Source organism: Morganella sp. HSTU-ASny43 (assembly GCF_022819185.1).
Lineage (GTDB): Bacteria > Pseudomonadota > Gammaproteobacteria > Enterobacterales > Enterobacteriaceae > Morganella > Morganella morganii.
The window spans coordinates 180850-202783 of record NZ_WSPG01000002.1 but is presented as its reverse complement, the minus strand read 5'-3'; the positions used below and the strand labels follow the sequence as shown (position 1 = coordinate 202783).

General features: G+C 54.7%; 17 protein-coding genes. 11 read left to right on the top strand and 6 right to left on the bottom strand.

The genetic code is table 11. The annotated features are described in order from the left end of the window. The first annotated feature begins 305 nt into the window (after positions 1-305). The 5 genes from GN208_RS02295 (at position 306) to GN208_RS02275 (ending at position 6679) form a co-directional block, all read left to right on the top strand. The gene (locus tag GN208_RS02295) at positions 306-1091 is read left to right on the top strand and encodes a helix-turn-helix transcriptional regulator (protein ID WP_243828285.1); all 786 of its coding nucleotides are present in this window, start codon (positions 306-308) and stop codon (positions 1089-1091) included. 271 nt (positions 1092-1362) lie between these two features. Beyond that, positions 1363-4410 (top strand): formate dehydrogenase-N subunit alpha, encoded by a 3048-nt coding sequence (fdnG, locus tag GN208_RS02290; RefSeq protein ID WP_138919872.1) that lies wholly within the window; start codon positions 1363-1365, stop codon positions 4408-4410. A gap of 9 nt (positions 4411-4419) precedes the next feature. Further along, positions 4420-5310, top strand: coding sequence for a formate dehydrogenase subunit beta (gene fdxH, locus GN208_RS02285; protein WP_004235986.1), 891 nt, complete (start codon positions 4420-4422; stop codon positions 5308-5310). Continuing rightward, positions 5303-5959: a formate dehydrogenase-N subunit gamma gene (gene fdnI, locus GN208_RS02280; RefSeq protein WP_004235987.1), complete on the top strand. Its 657-nt coding sequence runs from the start codon at positions 5303-5305 to the stop codon at positions 5957-5959. The genes fdxH and fdnI overlap by 8 nt, the downstream gene beginning before the upstream one ends. Positions 5960-6088: 129 nt before the next feature. After that, the gene (locus tag GN208_RS02275; protein WP_004235988.1) at positions 6089-6679 is read left to right on the top strand and encodes a Fic family protein; all 591 of its coding nucleotides are present in this window, start codon (positions 6089-6091) and stop codon (positions 6677-6679) included. Between the two features lie 23 nt (positions 6680-6702). On the opposite strand, the gene GN208_RS02270 is transcribed toward GN208_RS02275, so the two are convergent. From GN208_RS02270 to hrpB, 3 genes are all read right to left on the bottom strand, one after another. Continuing rightward, the gene (locus GN208_RS02270; protein WP_004235989.1) at positions 6703-6873 is read right to left on the bottom strand and encodes a hypothetical protein; all 171 of its coding nucleotides are present in this window, start codon (positions 6871-6873) and stop codon (positions 6703-6705) included. 122 nt (positions 6874-6995) lie between these two features. Further along, positions 6996-9503, bottom strand: coding sequence for a bifunctional glycosyl transferase/transpeptidase (gene mrcB / locus GN208_RS02265; RefSeq protein WP_004235990.1), 2508 nt, complete (start codon positions 9501-9503; stop codon positions 6996-6998). Between the two features lie 134 nt (positions 9504-9637). Next, positions 9638-12088 (bottom strand): ATP-dependent helicase HrpB, encoded by a 2451-nt coding sequence (hrpB, locus tag GN208_RS02260; protein WP_243828284.1) that lies wholly within the window; start codon positions 12086-12088, stop codon positions 9638-9640. Between the two features lie 92 nt (positions 12089-12180). On the opposite strand from hrpB, the gene sfsA reads away from it, so the two are divergent. The 6 genes from sfsA to panC all read left to right on the top strand — a co-directional run bounded on the left by sfsA (position 12181) and on the right by panC (position 17547). Beyond that, positions 12181-12891 carry a DNA/RNA nuclease SfsA gene (gene sfsA / locus GN208_RS02255; protein WP_004235992.1) on the top strand — a complete coding sequence of 237 codons (711 nt, stop codon included), beginning with the start codon at positions 12181-12183 and terminating at the stop codon, positions 12889-12891. 187 nt (positions 12892-13078) lie between these two features. After that, positions 13079-13534 carry an RNA polymerase-binding protein DksA gene (gene dksA / locus GN208_RS02250; RefSeq protein WP_004238923.1) on the top strand — a complete coding sequence of 152 codons (456 nt, stop codon included), beginning with the start codon at positions 13079-13081 and terminating at the stop codon, positions 13532-13534. A gap of 55 nt (positions 13535-13589) precedes the next feature. Beyond that, on the top strand, positions 13590-14492 hold the full coding sequence (gluQRS, locus tag GN208_RS02245) for a tRNA glutamyl-Q(34) synthetase GluQRS (RefSeq protein ID WP_004235993.1): 903 nt from the start codon (positions 13590-13592) through the stop codon (positions 14490-14492). 133 nt (positions 14493-14625) lie between these two features. Then, positions 14626-16128 (top strand): polynucleotide adenylyltransferase PcnB, encoded by a 1503-nt coding sequence (gene pcnB / locus GN208_RS02240; RefSeq protein ID WP_203235845.1) that lies wholly within the window; start codon positions 14626-14628, stop codon positions 16126-16128. After that, entirely contained in the window at positions 16125-16625 is a 501-nt protein-coding gene (gene folK / locus GN208_RS02235) for a 2-amino-4-hydroxy-6-hydroxymethyldihydropteridine diphosphokinase (RefSeq protein WP_004235995.1), read from the top strand. The genes pcnB and folK overlap by 4 nt, the downstream gene beginning before the upstream one ends. Before the next feature lie 34 nt (positions 16626-16659). Continuing rightward, complete coding sequence (gene panC, locus GN208_RS02230; RefSeq protein WP_015422491.1) at positions 16660-17547, top strand: pantoate--beta-alanine ligase; 888 nt, start codon at positions 16660-16662, stop codon at positions 17545-17547. Here the strand turns inward: panC and GN208_RS02225 are convergent. From GN208_RS02225 to GN208_RS02215, 3 genes are read right to left on the bottom strand one after another with little or no spacing between them, the layout of a single operon-like run. After that, entirely contained in the window at positions 17498-18862 is a 1365-nt protein-coding gene (locus tag GN208_RS02225; RefSeq protein WP_061057279.1) for a TolC family protein, read from the bottom strand. The genes panC and GN208_RS02225 overlap by 50 nt on opposite strands. 5 nt (positions 18863-18867) lie before the next feature. Beyond that, positions 18868-20175 carry an HlyD family type I secretion periplasmic adaptor subunit gene (locus GN208_RS02220; RefSeq protein ID WP_015422490.1) on the bottom strand — a complete coding sequence of 436 codons (1308 nt, stop codon included), beginning with the start codon at positions 20173-20175 and terminating at the stop codon, positions 18868-18870. Next, positions 20165-21871, bottom strand: a complete 1707-nt coding sequence (locus GN208_RS02215) for a type I secretion system permease/ATPase (RefSeq protein ID WP_243828283.1) — start codon at positions 21869-21871, stop codon at positions 20165-20167. The genes GN208_RS02220 and GN208_RS02215 overlap by 11 nt, the downstream gene beginning before the upstream one ends. Between the last annotated feature and the right edge of the window lie 63 nt (positions 21872-21934).

The window sequence follows — 21934 nt, the reverse complement described above, 5'->3', positions numbered from 1 at the left end:
GAAATAACTTCACGCCACCGGTAATCGCTTAATAACCGGAAATAATTAAAATCTGTATAAACAGAATGGCGGCAGCAAAATAGTAATGGATTAATATATTGCCGCCATGCGCAAATCAGACAACGACATTTGAATTCCGGCCTGTTTCCGGTTACTGTTAACTGAACGTTTTATGTTTGTTACCGTAATAATACAGATGTGGCATCCGCGTCTGTTATTGTCACAAAAGCCCTGTTTTGCGGTGGCGGGATCTGATATAACACCCGCCGGTTTTTACTTTCAGTCAGATACGGAGCACAGCACTCATGAGAAATATTCCGTTAAAAAGCGTGGATAATATCGCGCGGGATGTCATTGCGCTCGGCACCGATTATCTGCCCGATACCCTGCTGGAATACCACGCTCACCGCCGGGCACAGTTTTTATATCCGGCCACCGGGCTGATTGAAGTCAGTACCGCAGACGGCGAGTGGGTGATCCCGCCGTCCTGTGGTGTGTGGATCCCGGAACAGGTCGCTCATGAAACCCGGATGCTGAATGTCAGCACGCGCAGTCTGTATATCGAACCGGCAGCAAAGCCGCGCCACGCCGTCAGTTGTGAAGTGGTGAGTGTCTCCCCGCTGCTGCGCCAGCTGCTGCTGGAGGCGGTGGATAGCCCGGCGGAATATGATATTCAGGGGCGTGACGGTGTGCTGATGCAGCTGATCCTCTGCGAGCTGGCGCGTATGCCCCCGCTGCCGTTTTTCGCGCCGATCCCGCGTGATGAGAAGCTCGGTCGTCTGTGCCGTGAGTTTATGCGCAAACCGGTTATCACCTCACAACCGGGGGAATGGGCGGAACAGCTGCACAAAAGCGAGCGCTCTTTCAGCCGTTTTTTCCGCACCCAGACCGGGATGTCATTTTCAGAATGGCGGCAGCAGGCGTGTCTTCTGAACTCGCTGTCTCATATTCTGTCCGGAAAATCGATTACCGAAGTGGCGTATGAGCTGGGTTACAACAGTGCGGGGGCATTCTCGATTATGTTTAAAAAACAGATAGGGCAATCCCCTTCTCATTTTAAAAATGATGATTCGGATATCCGCCATTTTTAAATTGTTTTTTAACAAATATAATCTTATTATGTGCCGCCGGTGAAATTTGACTTATTTTTCTTTTTTCTCCGGAGGCTTATTTTTTTAATTGATCTGAATCAAAATACGTCATTTCCCCTACCACTTTGTGATTATTTACAAAACACTAAAAACTCCAATTAATAATTATTAAACATCAAAGTTCACTTTCATTGATTTCAGGCAATATAAATTCAACCTTTGCTGATATTCTCCTCACGATTTTTTACAAATAAATAAAAAAGAGGATGCGATGAATTTCAGCCGCAGACAGTTCTTTAAGGTTTGTGCCGGCGGTCTCGCCGGAACAACAGCCGCCGCTTTAGGCTTTATGCCGTCAGTAGCAATGTCTAATGTCCGGGAATACAAATTACTCCGTTCAAAAGAGACCCGTAACACCTGTACCTACTGCTCCGTCGGATGCGGATTACTGATTTACAGCATGGGCGATGGTGCCATGAATGCCAAATCAGCAATTTTCCACGTCGAGGGTGACCCTGATCATCCGGTCAACCGCGGGGCGTTATGCCCGAAAGGTGCCGGTCTGCTCGATTATATTCACAGTGAAAGCCGTCTGCGTTATCCGCAGTACCGCGCGCCGGGCTCGGATAAATGGCAGCGCATCAGCTGGGATGACGCTTTTGAGCGTATCGCCCGTCTGATGAAAGCCGACCGTGATGCCAACTTCATTGAGAAAAACAGCGAAGGCACCACGGTAAACCGCTGGCTGACCACCGGGATGCTCTGCGCCTCTGCCGCCAGCAACGAAACCGGGATGTTAACCCAGAAGTTTACCCGTTCCCTCGGGATGCTGGCAGTCGATAACCAGGCGCGTGTCTGACACGGACCAACGGTAGCAAGTCTTGCTCCGACATTTGGTCGCGGTGCCATGACCAACCACTGGGTTGATATCAAAAACGCCAACGTCGTTGTGGTGATGGGCGGGAATGCTGCGGAAGCACATCCTGTCGGTTTCCGCTGGGCGATGGAAGCGAAAAACAACAATGATGCCACACTGATCGTTATCGATCCGCGCTTTACGCGGACCGCTTCCGTGGCGGATCACTACATCCCTATCCGTTCCGGGACCGACATTACGTTCCTTTCCGGCGTGATCCTGTACCTGATGGAAAACGGAAAATTCCACGACGAGTACGTGCGCCATTACACCAATGCACCGTTACTGGTGCGTGAGGATTACACATTCAAAGACGGTTTATTCAGCGGCTACGATGCTGAAAAACGCCGTTACGACAAAACCACCTGGAATTACCAGTTCGGTGAAGATGGCTATGCGCTGCGTGACGACACCCTGCAGAACCCGCAGTGTGTGTGGAATAAGCTGAAAGAACACGTCAGCCGTTATACGCCGGAGATGGTGGAAAAAATCTGCGGCACGCCACAGGCGGATTTCCTCAAAGTCTGTGAGATTCTGGCCTCCACCAGCCCGGCCAACCGTGCGGCAACCTTCCTGTATGCCCTCGGCTGGACGCAGCATACCGTCGGCGCGCAGAACATCCGTACCATGGCAATGATCCAGTTGCTGCTCGGTAACATGGGTGTGGCAGGCGGCGGCGTGAACGCCCTGCGCGGTCACTCCAACATTCAGGGTCTGACAGACCTGGGCCTGCTCTCCACCAGCCTGCCGGGTTATCTGACCCTGCCGTCTGAGAAACAGACTGATATCGACAGCTATCTGAAAGCCAATACGCCGAAAGCCACGCTGCCGGGCCAGGTCAACTACTGGAGCAACTATCCGAAGTTCTTCGTCAGCCTGATGAAATCCTTCTACGGCGATGAAGCAACCAAAGAGAACCAGTGGGGCTATGACTGGCTGCCGAAATGGGATCAGGCTTATGACGTGCTGAAGTATTTCGACATGATGAACAAAGGCGAAATCAACGGTTATATCTGTCAGGGCTTTAACCCGGTCGCGTCCTTCCCGGACAAAAACAAAGTGGTCAGTTGCCTGAGCAAACTGAAATACCTGGTAACCGTTGATCCGCTGAGCACCGAAACCGCAAGTTTCTGGCAAAACCACGGTGATATGAATGATGTGGATCCGACATCCATTCAGACCGAAGTGTTCCGTCTGCCGTCCACCTGTTTCGCGGAAGAAGACGGCTCGATTGCCAACTCCGGCCGCTGGTTACAGTGGCACTGGAAAGCAGCGGATGCCCCGGGGGAAGCCCGTACCGATGGTCAGATCCTTGCCGGTATTCTGTGGAAAATGCGTGAACTGTATCAGCAGGAAGGCGGTCAGGGTGTTGATCAGCTGATGAAAATGTCCTGGGATTACAAGCAGCCGTTCAATCCGGAATCCGACGAAGTTGCCAAAGAGAACAACGGCGTGGCCCTTGAAGATCTGTATGACGCCAACGGCAATTTACAGGCGAAAAAAGGTGAGCTGCTCAGTTCCTTTGCGCTGCTGCGTGATGACGGTTCAACTGCGTCCTCCTGCTGGATCTACACCGGCTGCTGGACAGAACAGGGTAACCAGATGGCGAAACGGGATAACAGTGACCCGTCCGGCATCGGTAACACCCTCGGCTGGGCCTGGGCATGGCCGCTGAACCGCCGTGTTATTTATAACCGCGCCTCAGCCGATCCGCAGGGTAAACCGTGGGATAAGAACCGCGTGCTTATCGAGTGGAACGGTAAGAAGTGGGTCGGTAACGATATCCCTGACTTCAACGCCTCTGCACCGGAAGCCGGTACCGGACCGTTTATCATGCAGCCGGAAGGTTTAGGCCGTCTGTTTGCCATCGATAAAATGGCGGAAGGACCGTTCCCTGAACACTATGAGCCGTTTGAAACGCCGATTGGTACCAACCCGCTGCATCCGGGGGTGATATCCAACCCGGCCGCCCGTATCTTTGAGGACGACAAAAATCGTCTGGGCAGTCACACGGAATTCCCGTATGTGGGCACAACCTATCGCCTGGCCGAGCATTTCCATACCTGGACCAAACATGCGCGGCTCAATGCTATCGCACAGCCGGAACAGTTTGTGGAAATCAGTGAAACCCTGGGCGCAGCCAAAGGGATCAGCAGCGGCGATAAAGTGAGAGTCAGCAGTAAACGCGGCTTTATCCGCGCGGTTGCTGTGGTCACGCCGCGTCTGCAGACACTGATGGTGGACGGTAAGCCGGTCGAAACTGTCGGGATCCCTATCCACTGGGGTTTTGAGGGTGCCGCCCAAAAAGGCTTTATCACCAACACACTGACGCCGGGAGTCGGTGATGCCAACTCGCAAACGCCTGAATTCAAAGCGTTCTTAGTCAACATCGAGAAGGCGTAAGGAGGAATTATGTCCATGCAATCTCAAGACATTATCAAACGTTCTGCGACCAACAGCATAACGCCGCCTCCTCAGGCCCGTGACGACAAGTTTGAAGTCGCCAAGCTGATCGATGTGTCCACCTGTATCGGCTGTAAAGCCTGTCAGGTGGCCTGTTCCGAATGGAATGACATCCGTGATGAGGTCGGGTTCTGTACCGGGGTTTATGATAACCCGACTGATCTCAGCGCCAAATCCTGGACTGTCATGCGGTTCAGCGAAACCAAAGAGAACGGCAAACTGGAGTGGCTGATCCGCAAGGACGGCTGCATGCACTGTTCGGATCCGGGCTGTCTGAAAGCCTGTCCGTCTGCCGGTGCGATTATTCAGTATGCCAATGGTATCGTTGATTTCCAGTCAGAACACTGCATCGGCTGCGGCTACTGTATTGCGGGTTGCCCGTTCAATATTCCGCGTCTGAATCCGAAAGATAACCGGGTGTACAAATGCACACTCTGTGTTGACCGGGTCAGCGTGGGCCAGGAGCCTGCCTGTGTGAAAACCTGTCCGACCGGTGCTATCCATTTCGGTACCAAAAAAGACATGCTGGAAGTGGCGGACGAGCGCGTGCAAAAGCTGAAAAAACGCGGCTTTGCCAATGCCGGGGTCTACAATCCGGACGGTGTCGGCGGCACACACGTGATGTATGTGCTGCAGCACGCGGACAATCCGGAGCTCTATCACGGACTGCCGAAAGATCCGCAGATTGATACACCGATTGATCTCTGGAAAGGAGTACTGAAACCGCTGTCGGCTATCGGGTTTATCGCCACCTTTGCCGGACTGGTATTCCACTATGTGGGGATCGGCCCGAACAAAGAGACGGACGATGAGGAAGAGGAGGAAACTCACCATGAGTAAGAAAAGCAAAATGATCGTCCGCACGAAATTTATTGATCGTGCCTGTCACTGGACAGTGGTGATCTGCTTTTTCCTGGTCTCCTTATCCGGTATTGCGCTGTTCTTCCCGACACTGCAATGGCTGACGGAAACTTTCGGGACGCCGGCAATGGGGCGTATTCTGCACCCGTTCTTTGGTGTGCTGATTTTCGTCGTGCTGATGTTTATGTTTTTCCGCTTCGTTAAGCACAACATCCCGGACAGAGAAGATCTGCCGTGGATTAAAAACATTATCGAAGTGCTGAAAGGCAATGAGCATCATGTGGCGCGTGTCGGTAAATACAACGCCGGACAGAAAATGATGTTCTGGAGCATTATGAGCATGATCTTCGTCCTGCTTGCCACCGGGATCATCATCTGGCGTCCGTACTTTGCACACTACTTCCCGATGTGGATGATCCGCTGGAGTCTGCTGATCCACGCAACGGCGGCTATCGTCCTGATCCACGCCATCCTGATCCATATGTATATGGCCTTCTGGGTGAAAGGATCGATCAAAGGTATGGTGGAAGGTAAAGTCAGCCGCCGCTGGGCGAAGAAACATCACCCGCGCTGGTATGAAGAAGTGGAAGCCGAAGAAGCTGCTGAGGAAGCGAAGCAGAAGAAGTAATCGTCACCGGCTTTTAACTGTGAACTGCGCCGCAAACGTTCAATGCAACGAATTCGGCGCAGTTTTTTTATGGTTTAATTTTTGTCCGGGATAAAACATACCACACAGTAAAACGGATAAATCAGCAGAATGAATAAGTATCATGTATCAAACAGTGAAGGGAAATTTGCTGCCGGTTCAGGTGATGATGTTTTGGAAAACAAGCTTCAGTTGTCTGAAACCAATGATATTAATGATGCCGAATTAGTACTGCTGGAAAAGCTTTATAAGATTGTTTTCAGTACTGCATTTCCTGCCGGAAAAATTACCGTACCACTAATAAAACAATGGCACCGTCAGTGGCTGGGGAATATCTATGACTGGGCCGGGCAAATCCGGACTGTTAATATCAGCAAAGATAACTTCATCTTCGCGCCTGCAGGCAGAATTGCGGGGTTGCTTTCACAATTCGAAAAAGAATTTCTGAGCAGGTACACGCCCTGTACAGGAATGACCAGAGAACAACTAACTGAAGCCATCGCAGTCGTACACACTGAGTTTATTCTGATTCATCCGTTTCGTGAAGGAAATGGCCGTTTGTCCCGCCTTATCGCTGATGTTATGGCAGTTCAGAGTGGGTTACCGCCTCTGGATTACAGCTGCTGGAAACAACATCCGGCACATTATATTGCTGCTATCCACGCAGCATTAAATCTGAATTATGAACCAATGAAATATTAGGTTAATCAGGCACTCAGCAAAAACTAAACAGCCAGTCTGAGGTGGGCATATTTTTCACGTTTTTCTTTCAGAGCCTCAGCCAGTTTCTGAGGCTCCTGTCCGGTTTCAACCGCTGTAGATGTTACAACAGCCCGGATTAACTGTTCACTATCAGGCATTATCAGCGTCTGTGGCGTTTTCTTACTGTTTTTCATTTTTCCTCCGGACCTATATCGCATACTTGATCATAATGCCATTACACCTAATCCGCAATGGTCACTAAAAAAACAAAACCCGCCTTGCGGCGGGTTTTCAGTGCTTTTCGCAGAACAGGGGATTACTGTTCGAACATCTCTTTCAGCCAGCCGGGGGCTTCTTCGCCCTGCTGCTGAGCCGGTGCCTGCTGTCCGCACAGCGCCTGTGCGTCCGTTGTCCAGACCGGTAATGCCCGGGTGACACCCACGCCGTTGCAGACAAAATTGCCGTCCGCATTGACAGACATCTCTGCGATATCTTCCGGCGGAGTGAGGTTCAGTGCCAGCGGCGGCTGATTGTCCAGATAACGGCCATAAAGCACCAGGGCACCGGAGCCGCCGTACAGGCCGGACGGGCTGTTATCATCCAGCCCCATCCAGGATACGGTGACTTCTTTGCCGTCGATACCGACAAACCAGCTGTCGCGCATCAGATTAGTAGTCCCGGTCTTACCGGCCAGATGGTATTTACCGAATTTCGATCCCAGACGGCGGGCCGCGGTACCGCGTTCTACCACCTGCTGCATGCCGTACAGCGTCATATAAGCCGCCTGCGGAGCCACCGCGCGCTGTGCCTGCGGGAAGCTCTGATAAATCACCGTGCCGTCTTCCGCAATCACCGAGCGCAGTGCGGACAGTGTCGCGCGGTTACCGCCGCTGCCGATGGTCTGGAACAGCTGAGAGACCTGCAATGGTGTCAGGTTTACCGCACCGAGCAGCATCGCCGGGACTTTCTGGATATTTTTCGCCGGCGCACCGAGACGGACAAAGGTATCCGCCACCGCATCCAGACCAACCGCCATACCGAGGTTAACCGTCGGTACGTTGATAGAGCGCGCCAGCGCATCCACCAGCATCACACGGCCGCTGAAGGTTTTGCTGTCGTTACGTGGTGACCAGGTACCGCCGCCGCCCGGAACATTAATGGTCAGCGGCTGGTCGTCCAGCCAGGTGTTCAGACGATAAGTGTCCGGAATACCAAGCGCGGTGAGATAAGTCATCGGTTTTGCCAGCGAGCCGATAGAGCGTTCCGCTGCCATAGCGCGGTTAAACCCGGCAAACTGTGGCTGGGAGCCGCCGACCATCGCGCGGACTTCGCCGCTGATGCGGTCAACCACCACCATCGCCCCTTCCAGCTCCGGTTTTTTACGCTCTGCACGGATGGCTTTCACGCCTTCCTCAACGGCATTTTCAGCCGCATCCTGGGAAACCGGATCCAGTGTGGTGAAGATTTTCACGCCAGACAGATCATCCACTTTATCGCCGAGCTTCTCGCGCAGTTCCTGACGGACCAGCTGCATAAATGCAGGCTGCGGCGTGATCACACCACTTTTCTCTTTCACACCCAGCGGACGTGCGCTCAGGACATCATACATTTCCTGGTCGATCACCCCGCCCTGAGTTTGCAGAAGTTTCAGCACCACGTTACGGCGCTCAAGGGCATTTTGCGGGTTACGCCACGGGTTGTAGACCGATGCCCCTTTCACCATTCCCACCAGCAGTGCTATCTGGTCAAGACTGAGTTCATTCACCGGACGGCCGAAGTAATAGAGGCTCGCCAGCGGGAAGCCGCGGATTTGCTCATCCCCGCTCTGTCCCAGATATACTTCGTTGAGATACAGTTCCAGAATGCGGTCTTTGTCGTAGCGGTAATCCATAATGAGCGCCATATAGGCTTCATTGGCTTTACGCACCAGTGTCCGCTCATTGGATAAGAACAGGTTTTTCACCAGCTGCTGTGTCAGGGTACTGCCGCCCTGAACCGCACGTCCCGCCGTCAGGTTTGCCAGAAGGGCACGCCCGATGGAGGTGATGCTGATACCGTCATGCTCATAGAAATTGCGGTCTTCCGTCACCAGCAGGGCTTTGACCAGTTCATCCGGGAAGCCGCTGCGGGCCAGGAACAGACGCTGCTCACCATTCGCGGACTGCATCATGGTGATCAGTTTCGGATCAAGGCGGAAGAAACCGAATTCACGGCCGTTATCCACGTTTTCAATTTTTTCCAGTCCGCTGCTGCCGAAAGTCAGACGGGCGTTAATCTGCCCTTCTTTACTGTCCGGGAAATCAAACGGGCGGCGCAGCATCTGAATAGTATTACCGGTCACGGAAAATTCACCGGCACGGGTGATTTTGGTGACTTTGCGGTACTGCATACCTTCAAGCAGTTTCACCATCTCATTCAGGCTGTAATCCATACCCGGTTCGAGGTTTACAGTACGTCCGTAAACCGCAGCAGGCAGATCCCAGACTTTACCGTCCAGGCGGTCACTGATTTTTCCGGCCAGATAAACGCCGTAAATCCCCAGCAGGATAGCCATCACAATGCCGAGTTTGACCAGGAACCAGAACCAGCGCCAGCGCCGTTTGGGCGGCTTGTTTTTGCGCCCTTTTTTACTCATGCGCGGACTATCCTCTTCATCGTCATAATCATCATCATCCGGTTCGTCATCACCGAATTCATCATCGTATTCAATATCATCGTCATAATCCTCATCCCGGCGGCGACGGCGGTCTGAGCGCCCTCTTTTTTTGCCGGCAGAAGCCTTGCTGCCCCTGCGGCCGGTGGGTTCACGATCAAAATCAGACATGGTCTCTCCCGTCAGTCTGTCTGCCGCACAATCATGTGCCGGGCGGGACAGGCGGTTATTTCATCAGTTGCTATTGTCGCCGATTCCGGCAACAGACACAGTAAAAATCCGTTAAACAAAGACTATCTTTGCATTTACATAAACTTTTTTACACGCTTTGTCGGCTGTGCATTTGCCGGATCGTCCGGCCAGAAATGTTTGGGATAGCGCCCTTTCATCTCTTTCTGCACCTCCCGGTAGCTCCCGCCCCAGAAGGCTTTCAGGTCTGCTGTCACCTGTATCGGGCGGTGTGCGGGCGATAACAGGCTGACCGTCACCGGCAGCCGTCCCTGCGCCACCACCGGCGTTTCACGCACACCATACATCTCCTGAATGCGGACTGCCATCACCGGCGGTTTATCCGCCGCATATTCTACAGGGATCCGGGTGCCGGTGGGTACTTCAAAATGACGCGGGAATTGTGCATCAAGCCATTGCTGCTGCGACCAGTCCATCCGCTGACGCAGCGCGCCGTATAAATCCAGTTTTGCCAGCTGCTGCTGATTGCGCACACCGGTCAGATACGGCGACAGCCAGGATCCCAGCCCGGCGAGCAGTGTATCATTATCCGCCGCCGGCAGCGGCTGTTCCGGAAACAGATCATTTGCCAGCTGCTGGCGGATAAGTAACTGCTCACAGGCTTCATTCAGCGGCAGAACGGATAAACCCTGTTCGCGGATCCAACTGAGCAGCGCGTCGCGGACAACCTCATCAGACGGTGCCGCCAGTGGTTTCCGCTCAATAATCAGCTGCCCGCAGGTAACCGCCTGCCACGCCTGCCAACTGCCTTTGTTTTCATCACGGGTCAGGCGGTTTTCTTTTTTCAGCAGGTGCGGTGCCATTTCTGTCAGCTGTGATAATTCAAACGGCACCGCTTTCAGGATCCGTGCATTAGCCTGCAGCTCATTTTGCAGGATCAGCGGGGCGATAAGCCCGGCTTCATTGCTGAGCGGGCTGCTTTCATCTGTTACCGCACCGGTACCGTTTGCCAGTAAAAATGTGCCGGAGCGCCCGCGCTTCCCGGCGATTCTGTCCGGAAAGCCCTGTAATAAGGTGCGGCACAGCCAGCCGTTGTCCGGATCATGAGACGGTTTTCTGACCGGCTGACCGGCAGCCTGTAACAGCTGCTGCGCCCGCTTATCCCATCGTGCGGACGGATGTGTCAGATCATGCAGCAGATTACCGTTACCTTCGCGGGAAGGCTCTTCCAGCGCGGCAATCAGCCGGGCAGCATAGTATATCTGTGCCGGTTCTTCATTAAGGGTATAAAGCCACAACGCAGAGAGACGCGGCTCTGTCCCGGAAGCGGCCATTGCCTCACCTTTGGCAGTCAGTCCGCCGTCAGGCAGAAGACAGCCCATTTCTGTCAGTAGTTTTTTCGCCACCTGTACCGCCACGGCAGGCGGGGTATCAAGCCAGGCAAGCTGTGAGACCTCACGGCAGCCCCACTGCGCCAGGTTCAGCACCAGCCCGGCGAGATCACTGTGACAGATTTCAGGCTCACTGTGAGCCGCAGCGCGTTCGGCTTCCGCCTGTCCGCACAGATGCAGACAGATCCCCGGCGCCAGACGTCCGGCGCGACCAGCACGCTGTGTCATCGATGAGCGGCTGATGCGGCTGCGCACCAGCCTGGTCAGTCCGCTGCGCGGATCAAACTGCGCGGTTTTCTCCAGGCAGCTGTCCACCACCAGCGTCACACCTTCAATCGTCAGGCTGGTTTCGGCAATATTGGTCGCCAGCACGATTTTGCGCATACCGGGCGGCGGCGGTTCAATCGCCTGCTGCTGTTCTTTCAGGGAAAGTGCGCCGTACAGCGGGCAGATAAGAGTATCCGCATCCGTTTTACCGGTCAGTTGTTCCTGTAACCGGCAGATTTCCGCCTGTCCCGGCAGAAACACCAGCACAGAGCCTTCCTCCTGCTGATACAGCTGCAACACCGCCCGGGCCACCTCACTGATAAAAGGCTGATGCGCACTGAGCGGCTGATACCGTCTCTCCACCGGGAAAGCCCGCCCCTCCGCTGTGATCACCTCCGCCTGCGGCAGCAGGGACAGCAGCTGTTCATTATCTAAGGTCGCGGACATCACCAGCAGACGCAAATCATCACGCAGTGAGGACTGCACATCCAGCAGCAGTGCAAGGGCGAGATCAGCCTGCAAATTACGTTCGTGGAATTCATCCAGAATAATGATGCTTACTTCGGATAATTCCGGATCCTGCTGTAACATTCTGACCAGAATTCCCTCTGTAACAACCTCAAACCGGGTGGCTGCACTGATCCTGGTTTCACCGCGCATCCGGTAACCCACGGTTTCCCCCGGACGCTCCCCGAGCTGCGATGCCAACCGGTGCGCCACACTGCGGGCCGCGATACGGCGGGGCTCCAGCATGATAATCCGTCCGGTGACAGATTCGTCTTTCAGCATCAGCAACGGCAGAATAGTGGATTTCCCGCTGCCGGTCGGAGCCTGTAACAACACCTGCGGGGCACTTTTCAGTGCCGTACTGAGTGCCGGATAAATGTTACAAACGGGGGAATATGTCACAAAAACCTCATCATTATCTGCTTAACTTTCGACGCGCAACATTGTAGCATTGCCGCCCCCTGAAAAGTGCAGTCACATTGACAGGAGTTACGATGGAATTTCATCCCCCGTTACAGGCGGGCACGCTGGTGCAGCGTTATAAACGTTTTCTGGCGGATATTATCACGCAGGACGGGCGCACCATCACCATTCATTGTGCTAATACCGGCGCGATGACAGGCTGTGCCACGCCGGGTGATACCGTCTGGTATTCCGAATCCGCCAATGCAAAGCGCAAGTATCCGCACAGCTGGGAACTGACGCAGACACAGGCCGGGCATCTGATTTGTGTGAATACAATGCAGGCGAACCGGGTGGTGGCTGAGGCGATTGCGCAGAACCGAATCCCGGAACTTGCCGGGTATCAGACGCTGGCACAGGAAGTAAGATACGGCAGTGAAAACAGCCGGGTCGATTTTTTACTGACCGATCCGCAGAAAAAGCCCTGTTATGTCGAGGTGAAATCCGTCACGCTGCTGGAAAACGGACACGGTTATTTTCCCGACACCGTAACTTTACGTGGACAAAAACACTTACGTGAGTTACAAGCAATTGCTGAAGCGGGAAATCGTGCTGTTCTGTTTTTTGCTGTACTGCATTCAGGGATTGAGGCCGTATCGGACGCAGCACACATTGATAAAAAATATTCATCACTTTTGCAGCAGGCATCACAGTCCGGAACTGAAGTAATTTGTTACAGAATGCGGATGACACCGGACGGCATCACTGCCGGAGAAAAGATACCCTTTGCATTCATGGGGTGAATATCAATTTTTTTAATAATAAATAGGATGTTTTGTGAGTTGCGGAGTGAATAAACACGCTGTTCTTCACACCTTACAAAACTAATGAAAGCAAGGGTTGCATTATCCATAATCATCTGCTATCTATAGCGGCCTATTTTTCCCCTCTAAGGGATATTGTCAGACATGCGTGTGTAGGAGAAGCATTATGCAAGAAGGGCAAAAACGTAAAACCTCGTCCCTGAGCATTCTTGCCATTGCCGGCGTGGAGCCGTATCACGAGAAGGCAGGCGAAGAATACATGAACGAAGCCCAGTTGGCCCATTTCAAGCTGATACTTGAAGCATGGCGCAACCAACTCAGGGATGAAGTAAACCGCACTGTCACGCACATGCAGGATGAAGCAGCTAACTTCCCGGACCCGGTTGACCGTGCCGCTCAGGAAGAAGAATTCAGCCTGGAACTGCGCAACCGTGACCGCGAACGCAAACTGATCAAAAAGATCGAAAAAACCCTCAAAAAGGTTGAGGACGACGATTTTGGTTTTTGTGAGTCCTGCGGGGTTGAAATCGGTATCCGCCGTTTAGAGGCGCGTCCGACCGCAGATTTATGTATCGACTGTAAGACGCTGGCTGAAATCCGCGAAAAGCAGATGGCGGGCTGACAGATTTACCACAGACGGCGCTTTGACAGCGCCGTCCGTTTTTATGCCACTACAGATGACGGAATATTCTGCCGGCTCAGCGCCCGGTTATACCGGCCGCTTCGCACCATCACCTTCCGGTGCACTTCATTTCGGCTCTCTGGTGACCGCACTGGGGAGTTATCTTCAGGCCCGTCACCTCGGCGGACGCTGGCTTCTCCGTATTGATGATATCGACCCGCCCCGTGAAGTCCCGGGTGCTGCGGATGCCATTCTGCGTATTCTTGACCATTACGGCCTGCACTGGGACGGCGGTGTGCTGTATCAGTCGCGCCGCCATGATGCTTACCGTGACGTGATTGCACAGCTGAAAGCCACCGGGCTGTGTTATTACTGCACCTGCACACGGCATGATGTCCATGACAGCGGCGGCCATTACCCCGGCACCTGCCGTCAGCGCGGACTGCCGCCGGATAACGCCGCACTGCGGCTTATCAGGACGCATCCGGTGTACCATTTTACCGATGGCCTGCGGGGCGATGTGTTTACGGATAACGCCACGGCAGAGGAAGATATCATTATCTTCCGCAAAGATAAGCTGTTTGCCTATAACCTGGTGGTGGTGCTCGATGATGATTATCAGGGTGTGACAGAGGTGGTCAGAGGCGCGGATTTACTGTATCCCACCTCACATCAGCTCTCATTATACCGCCAGCTCAGGCTGCCGGAGCCGCATTATCTGCATTTGCCGTTGATGCTGGGCCCGGCGGCGCGTAAACTCTCCAAGCAAAATCATGCCACCCCGGTGCCGCTCAGTGATCCGCGCCCGCTGTTATGGCAGGCGTTGCAGGTGCTCCGGCAGCCGCTGCCGGAAACGGACCCGCTATCGCTTTCCCTGACTGAACTGCTGGCATACAGTGTACGGAACTGGGATATTACGGCCGTACCGCGTGATGATGTGGTGACGGACAGGGAATAATTCCGCAATATCCGGGCTAAGGCATTCTCAAAAAACCAAGTGTACGATATTATTAGTCGCTTATTTTTTAGATCATTTAATTGTTATACAGAGGTGTACCATTTTAAACCGAGTCGCAAAGTTCTGTCGCAGTCTGATTTCCCGCGAGAATAAGGCAGATTGCACAGAGGCTGCCAGTGAAAGGCCGGCCCCGAATGCTGACCATACGCCGCAGAATCCGTCACCCCGTGAGGCTTCCCCCGCGCGTCCTGCCGCTAAACGCAAAAAACCGGCAAAAAATATGGATAACAGCGGGACAGTCAGCGCAACGGTAATTCCCCGCAACAGTCACTCTATTTCCCGTCAGGACATCAGCGAGAATGCGCTGAAGGTTCTGTACCGCCTGAATAAATCAGGTTTTGACGCCTATCTGGTCGGCGGCGGTGTCCGTGATCTGCTGCTGGAGCGCAAACCCAAAGATTTCGATATCGCGACCAATGCCACGCCGGACGAAGTGAGAAAACTGTTCCGCAACTGCCGTCTGGTCGGCCGCCGTTTCCGTCTGGCTCACATTATGTTCGGCCCGGATATTATCGAAGTCGCGACCTTCCGTGGCCCGCATGACAATAACGAACCGGCTGATGACGGCAAAGCCCGCTCTCAGCAGGGCAAAAACGGCATGCTGCTGCGCGATAATATTTTCGGTACCATTGAAGAAGATGCCGTCCGTCGCGATTTCACCATTAACAGCCTCTATTACAGCGTGGCTGATTTTACCGTCCGTGATTACGTCGGCGGGCTGGCGGATTTACAGCAGCGCATTATCCGTCTGATCGGCGATCCGGAAACCCGTTACCGCGAAGACCCGGTGCGTATGCTGCGCGCCATCCGGTTTGCCGCAAAACTGGATATGACCATCGAACCGGAGACCGCCGCGCCTATCCGCACGCTGAGCACACTGCTGCGTGATATCCCGCCTGCGCGTCTGTTCGAGGAAGTTCTCAAGTTATTACAGGCCGGTGACGGACACCGTACGTTTGAATTATTACGTGAATACGATCTGCTGGATATGCTGTTCCCGCTGGTTGCCGGGCCGCTGAAAGAGAACCCGGACACCCCGCTGTCCCGTATCGTGGATCAGGTACTGAAAAATACCGACTACCGTATTCATAACGATCAGCGCGTCAATCCGGCCTTCCTGTTTGCCGTGATGCTGTGGTATCCGCTGTGCGAACATGCGGAAAAACTGACCCAGGAGAGCGGGCTCGCCTATTACGAAGCCTTCGCGATTGCCATTAATGACATCCTGGATGAACAGTGCCGCGCGATTGCTATTCCGAAACGCCTGACCACCACCATGCGTGATATCTGGCAGTTACAGTTACGTCTGCCGCGCCGTCAGGGTAAACGCGCGATCCGTCTGATGGAAAATCAGAAATTCCGCGCCGCCTTTGATCTGCTCGAACTGCGTGCGAATGTGGAAGGCCGTCATGAGTTACAGGAATTGGCTCACTGGTGGGCGGATTTCCAGCAGGCGAATGCCCCGCAGCAGCGCTCAATGGTGACTGAACTGGGCAGTGATCCGGTCAAACGCCGTCCGCGCCCGCGCCGCCGCCATCCGCGTGCCCGTCAGGGTAACGGAAACAGTGAATCATGATTCCGGTCTATATTGCGATCGGCAGTAATCTTGCCGACCCGCTGGATCAGGTCAACCGGGCGATTGCCGCGCTGGGAGCTGTCCCGCAAAGCCGCCTGGTGCGCCACTCCGCTTTTTACCGCACCGCGCCGATGGGACCTGCCGGACAGCCTGATTATCTTAATGCGGCTGTTCTGCTGGAAACTGACCTGACACCGCACCAGCTGCTCGATGCCACCCAGGCTATCGAACTGGCGCACGGACGTGTCCGCAAGGATGAGCGCTGGGGTCCCCGCACGTTAGACTTAGATATCATGCTGTTTGGTGATATGGTCATCAGTGATGCGCGGCTGACCGTGCCGCATTACGGCCTGAAAGTGCGTGAATTTATGCTGTACCCGCTGGCTGAAATCGCCCCCGGGCTGATTCTGCCGGACGGCGAACCACTTGCGGCGGTTGTTGCCCGCACCCCGGAAAACGGGCTTGGCCTCTGGTCATCATCAGAGCCGGTACGCTGAACTTTCTGCTCAACAGACAGACAAGGAGACACTGATGCGGATTATTGAAACTGCGCTGATCCTGCGCAAAGAGATTGCCCGTCTGCGGACTGACGGCAAACGTGTTGCGTTTATCCCGACAATGGGAAACCTGCATGACGGCCACCTGGCACTGATAAAAGAAGCCCGTAACCAGGCGGATGTTGTCGTGGTGTCTGTCTTTGTGAATCCGCTCCAGTTCCCCCGCGAAGATGATTTGCAGCGCTACCCGCGCACTCTCCAGGCAGACTGCGAAAAACTGAGCAAAGCACAGGTGGATCTGGTGTATGCCCCGGCGGTCAGTGATGTCTATCCGCACGGTTTGGCTCACCAGACTCAGGTGATGGTACCGCCGCTGCTCAGTCAGTGTGATGAGCCGCATCAGCGCACCCGTCTGCGCGGTATCGCCACCGTGATGTGCAAGCTGTTCAATCTGGTGCAGCCGGATATCGTTTTCTTCGGCACCAATGACCATCCGCGTTTCCTGACTATCCGCCGTCTGATCCGTGATCTGAATTATGACATCGCACTGGCCACCATTCCGACCGTCCGGGAAAAAACCGGGCTGGCACTCAGCTCCTGCAATACTCTGCTGAATAAAGAGGAAAAAGAGGCGGCACCGCGTCTGTATCAGGTTATGCAAACCCTCGCGGATATGATCCGTGAACGCCCGAGTGCTATTGCCGAAAGTCTGGATAATGCCCGTGACGATTTAAGCCGTGCCGGATTCCGCGACATCAGCCTGGAAATCTGTGATGCTGATGACCTGGAAGCGGTGCGCGTCAACAGTGAGAAAGCGGTGATTCTGGCCTCCGCCTGGCTGGGAAATATCCGCCTGATCGACTGCCTGCATGTCAACATGCCGAACCCTGCCGGCAGTGATACATCCTCTCCGTCACTGTAAAATAGTCCTCAATCTGCCTGAAAAGCCCGGTTTCCGGCGTGCTGCTGTAATGACGCAGCCGGAACCAGGCCAGAAGCCCGTCATAGCGGGCTTTTATCAGCTCCTGCTCCGCCTGATAATACTGTTCCCGGGCATGTGCCACCTCCGGCTGACTGTTCTGCCCCGCCGCATACCCTTTTTCCGCCGCCGTTACCTGTAACCGCGCAGCCGCTGCGGCCTGCTCCAGCGCCGCCAGCTGTATGCCGCTGTGGCGGAACACCTGATACTGACGCGCCAGGTCACGCCGGAGTGTCTGTACCAGTGCATCCTGTTCATACTGCGCCTGCTGAATCTGAGCAGATACCTTACGCATCCCCGCCAGATCTTTTCCGCCGCTGAACAGCGGAACGGAAATGTGAATCCCGGCACTGAGATTACGGTAGCGCTGACCGACAGTATCATTGCTGTCCGATTGGGTATCCGACCAGGCGGTAAAGAGCTGTGCTGATGGCATAAATGCCCCGCGCTGTACCTCTGCCGCCGCTTTTGCCAGCGCGGTTTCCTGCTGTGCCGCTTTGATTTCCGGATGCACCGCCAGCATCTGCTGTTCCTGATCCGCATAGTCGCCGTCATTCAGGTACGGCAGCCGGAAATCCCCCGCTTTCAGTGCCGGAAGATCCTGCATCCGCAACTGCGCCAGGCCGGTAAGATCAGACAATATCAGCAACGCATTCAGACTTTCCGCTTCTGTTTCCGCGATCTGCGCCTGACGCTGCCGCAGACGGGCACGGGCGGATTCAACCTCCGTCACGGTTCCTTCCCCGAGCTGCAAAAGGCGCTGTGCAGCCGCCAGCTGAGCGGTATTCAGCGCCAGCCGGAGCCGGTCTGTTTTCTGTATTTCCAGAACACAAGCCAGGTTCAGATACGCAGAAACCAGCCGGTTGATAAGCTCTGCCTGTTGTATCTGCAAGCGGCTCTCTGCGGCAGTACCGCGTATCTGTGCTGCCCGGTACTGATGGTATGCTGTGTAATCAAACAGCGGCTGCGTCACCACCAGATTAAGGGAATGGCTGCTGTAATGTCGCTGAGAGGTCACCGGTGCCCGCTGTGTCAGCCGGTTATACGGCGTGTTCTGATAACTCAGCCCGGCGGACGGCAGCAGGTGCGATTTCCCGGCGGCAGCCTCTGCCTGTTCCGCCTCATAAGCCTTACCCGCAGCACGGAATGACAGATCATTGTTCAGTGCGGACTGACCGAGTTCAGACAAGGTCACCGCCTGCACACCGGCGGACAACAGACACAACAGTGCCGCAAAAAGGTGTTTTGCAGAATGCATACGGATCACTCCTCGGTCAGCGCGAAAAAGAACCGGTCAGTCACAGGCTTAAACAGATAACTGAGCAGTGACCGTTCACCGGTGCGGATAAAAATCTCAGCAGGCATACCGGGTTTGATCACCTGAGCCGCCGCCATTTCCGGCACCGCGATCTGGATCTGATAGTAAGGTTCCCCGTTTGCCGGATTTATCAGACGATCGGCGGAGATCATTGTCAGTTCGCCGCGCAGTTTTGGGGTCAGGTTCTGATTGAATGCAGTAAACAGCAGATCAGCACTCTGACCGGGAGCGACTTTATCTATCCACTGTGGTGATAATTTGCCTTCAATAATCAGCGTCTGCTGCGCCGGCACCACTGACATCAGTTTTTCCCCGGCTTGCACCACACCGCCTGCGGTAAACACGGACACATCCATAACAGTGCCGGTCACCGGCGCGGTGATAACATGCTGTTCCAGCCGATCGTTTTCGATAATCTGTTGTTTTTTCAGCTCACTGCGCTGAACTGACAGGCGCGATAACTCCTCGCGGATCCCGCTGTGAAAAGCTGCCCGCCGCTGTGTGATCTGCTCTGTCTGCGCGGCTTTTTCTTCCTCTGCACGGCTTATCTGTAACCGGGTGTCATCCGCCTGATTGCGCAGTGCCGCACTTTCCCGGCGAATTTCCTGATAGCGATGGCGCGGCAGATACCCCTCATCCGCCAGCGATTTAAGATTTGCCGCCTGTGCCGTCAGGCTGTCCGCCTGTTGCGCAGTGCTGCGGGCAATCTCCCGCAGAGTGATAAGCCGCTGCGTCAGGCCGTCGACCGTGACCCGGCGGGCCTGAATCTCACTCTCCAGTTCAAGCCGCCGGTCTGTAAGCAGTGCATTCTGCGCCTGTAACTGTGCCCGGCCATACGCGGGCGGCGCATAAAAGACATCATCCGCCGCCGGGGTAAATGCCGCTTCACCACGCAGCTCTGCCTCCAGCCGCCGCTGTATCAGCAGTGTGCTGTCGAGCTGCTCTGCCAGCGATACTGCCTGAGCCTGAGACTGCACCGGACGCAGCCGTACCAGCACCTGATCTTTTTCCGCCCGCTGGCCGTTTTGCACATAAATCTCAGAAATCACGCCATCCGCCGGAGACTGCACCTGCTTGATATTACCGGCAATCACAACCGTTCCTGATGCGGCAACGCCCTGATCAAGCGGTGCAAATCCCGCCCACAACAAAAAACCGGCAAGGCCCAGGACAACCCCATATTTCCCCGCGCGCTGATACCCGCCGGTATCGGTTTTTACCCCCGGCGCCGCGGACAACCATTTAGTGATCATTATTTTTACCCGCCTGATTATTAAGTGTTTCAATGACCTTCTCCGCCGGACCAAAAAGCTGCATCCGTCCGCCTGCAAGCAGCAACAGCTTGTCCGTCACGGACAGCAGCGGTTTATGGTGAGTAATAAGCACAATGGTTTTTCCCTGTTTTTTCAGCGTATCCATGGCAGCTAACAGCGCACTGAGCCCGGCATCATCCAGCGCGGCATTGGGTTCATCCAGAATGATCAGTGCCGGTGAGCCGTACAGTGCCCGCGCCAGGGCGATCCGCTGCCGCTGACCGCCGGAAAGGCCGGTACCGTCTGCCCCGGTCAGGGTTTCATAGCCCTGCGGCAGTTGCAGGATCAATTCATGTACCTGTGCCAGTTGCGCCGCACGGATGATATTTTCCGGATCAGCATCAGGATCGAAACGGACGATATTATCGGCGATTGTGCCGGGAAAAAGCGTGATTTCCTGGGGAAGATAACCGATATATTTGCCGGACACCGCTTTGTCCTGCTGACAGAGATCTGCCCCGTCCAGCCGGACAGCCCCGCGTGTTGCAGGCCATAACCCGGCGAGCAGTTTTGCCAGTGCCGATTTTCCGGCACCTGACGGACCGATGATCCCCAGCACCTCCCCCGGTACAAGGCTGAAATGCAAATTGTGCAGCTGCGGTGTGTCAGCGCCGGGATAACCCGCCTGCATCACGGAGACGGACAAATTACCCTGCGGAACCGGCAGTGCCAGCTTCTGCGGTGGTTGCGGGTGAGCCGCCAGCAACGCAGTAATCCGCTGATACGCCAGCCTGCTCTCTTTGGCACTTTTCCATACGCCTGTGACCTGTTCGACCGGTGACAGCGCGCGTCCCAGCAGAATCGACCCGGCAATCATCATGCCCGGCGAGATGGTATTATCCAGCGCCAGCCAGCCGCCCAGCCCCAGCATCAGGGATTGCAGGATCAGGCGGATGGTTTTGGTGATTGTCATGATTTTTGCTGAATAATCACTGGCCTGTGTCTGTTTCTTCAGGCTGTCGCAGTGCTGGTTCAGCCAGCGCTGACGCAAATACTGCTGCATTCCCATCGCCTCTGCGGGTTCAGTATGGGCAAAATGGCTGCCCTGCATGCCCTGTGCGACGGCGGAAGAGCGGTTTGCAGCGGTCAGCTGCGGCCCGGAAAGCCGTTCATTGAGCAGCGCAAGCGCGATCAGCACGACGGCACCGCCACAGGCAAACAATCCCAGCCACGGATTAAACAGGGCAATCACCAGCAGATAAAGCGGGAACCAGGGCAGATCGAGAAAAGCAAAAATACCGTTGCCGGTGATAAAACGGCGCAGGATCATCAGGTCGGTCTGTGCCTGTAACGGCAGTTGGCCCGGCGTGCGGTGCAGTTTTGCCTGAAACGCCGCGTCATAAACACGGGTATTCAGCGCCAGATCGAACTGGTTACTCATGCGGATCACCAGCATATTGCGCAGATAATCGAGACCGCCGGTCAGTGCCAGTAATCCGGCCATTATCAGCGTCAGCATCAGCAGCGTCATTTCATTGCCGGAGGGCAGAACGCGGTCGTACACCTGCAGCATATACACAGACGGCACGAGCATCAGCAGATTAATCAGCCCGCTGAATAATGCCAGTGAGGTAAACAGGGACTTGCGGGCGGCAATAAATGCCGTAATATCATTTCTGGTTTTCCCGGAAAGCATATACAGGGACTCCGCCCGGCATGTCTGCCGGGATTGATAATATTGTTCACCAGGTAAAAAAGA

Excerpts from the sequence above, each read along its gene's own strand:
- GN208_RS02295 (WP_243828285.1), top strand. The coding sequence starts at position 306 with ATGAGAAATATTCCGTTAAAAAGCGTGGATAATATCGCGCGGGATGTC.
- fdxH (WP_004235986.1), top strand. The coding sequence starts at position 4,420 with ATGTCCATGCAATCTCAAGACATTATCAAACGTTCTGCGACCAACAGC.
- fdnI (WP_004235987.1), top strand. The coding sequence starts at position 5,303 with ATGAGTAAGAAAAGCAAAATGATCGTCCGCACGAAATTTATTGATCGT.
- GN208_RS02275 (WP_004235988.1), top strand. The coding sequence starts at position 6,089 with ATGAATAAGTATCATGTATCAAACAGTGAAGGGAAATTTGCTGCCGGT.
- GN208_RS02270 (WP_004235989.1), bottom strand. The coding sequence starts at position 6,873 with ATGAAAAACAGTAAGAAAACGCCACAGACGCTGATAATGCCTGATAGT.
- mrcB (WP_004235990.1), bottom strand. The coding sequence starts at position 9,503 with ATGTCTGATTTTGATCGTGAACCCACCGGCCGCAGGGGCAGCAAGGCT.
- sfsA (WP_004235992.1), top strand. The coding sequence starts at position 12,181 with ATGGAATTTCATCCCCCGTTACAGGCGGGCACGCTGGTGCAGCGTTAT.
- dksA (WP_004238923.1), top strand. The coding sequence starts at position 13,079 with ATGCAAGAAGGGCAAAAACGTAAAACCTCGTCCCTGAGCATTCTTGCC.
- gluQRS (WP_004235993.1), top strand. The coding sequence starts at position 13,590 with ATGACGGAATATTCTGCCGGCTCAGCGCCCGGTTATACCGGCCGCTTC.
- folK (WP_004235995.1), top strand. The coding sequence starts at position 16,125 with ATGATTCCGGTCTATATTGCGATCGGCAGTAATCTTGCCGACCCGCTG.
- panC (WP_015422491.1), top strand. The coding sequence starts at position 16,660 with ATGCGGATTATTGAAACTGCGCTGATCCTGCGCAAAGAGATTGCCCGT.
- GN208_RS02225 (WP_061057279.1), bottom strand. The coding sequence starts at position 18,862 with ATGCATTCTGCAAAACACCTTTTTGCGGCACTGTTGTGTCTGTTGTCC.
- GN208_RS02220 (WP_015422490.1), bottom strand. The coding sequence starts at position 20,175 with ATGATCACTAAATGGTTGTCCGCGGCGCCGGGGGTAAAAACCGATACC.
- GN208_RS02215 (WP_243828283.1), bottom strand. The coding sequence starts at position 21,871 with ATGCTTTCCGGGAAAACCAGAAATGATATTACGGCATTTATTGCCGCC.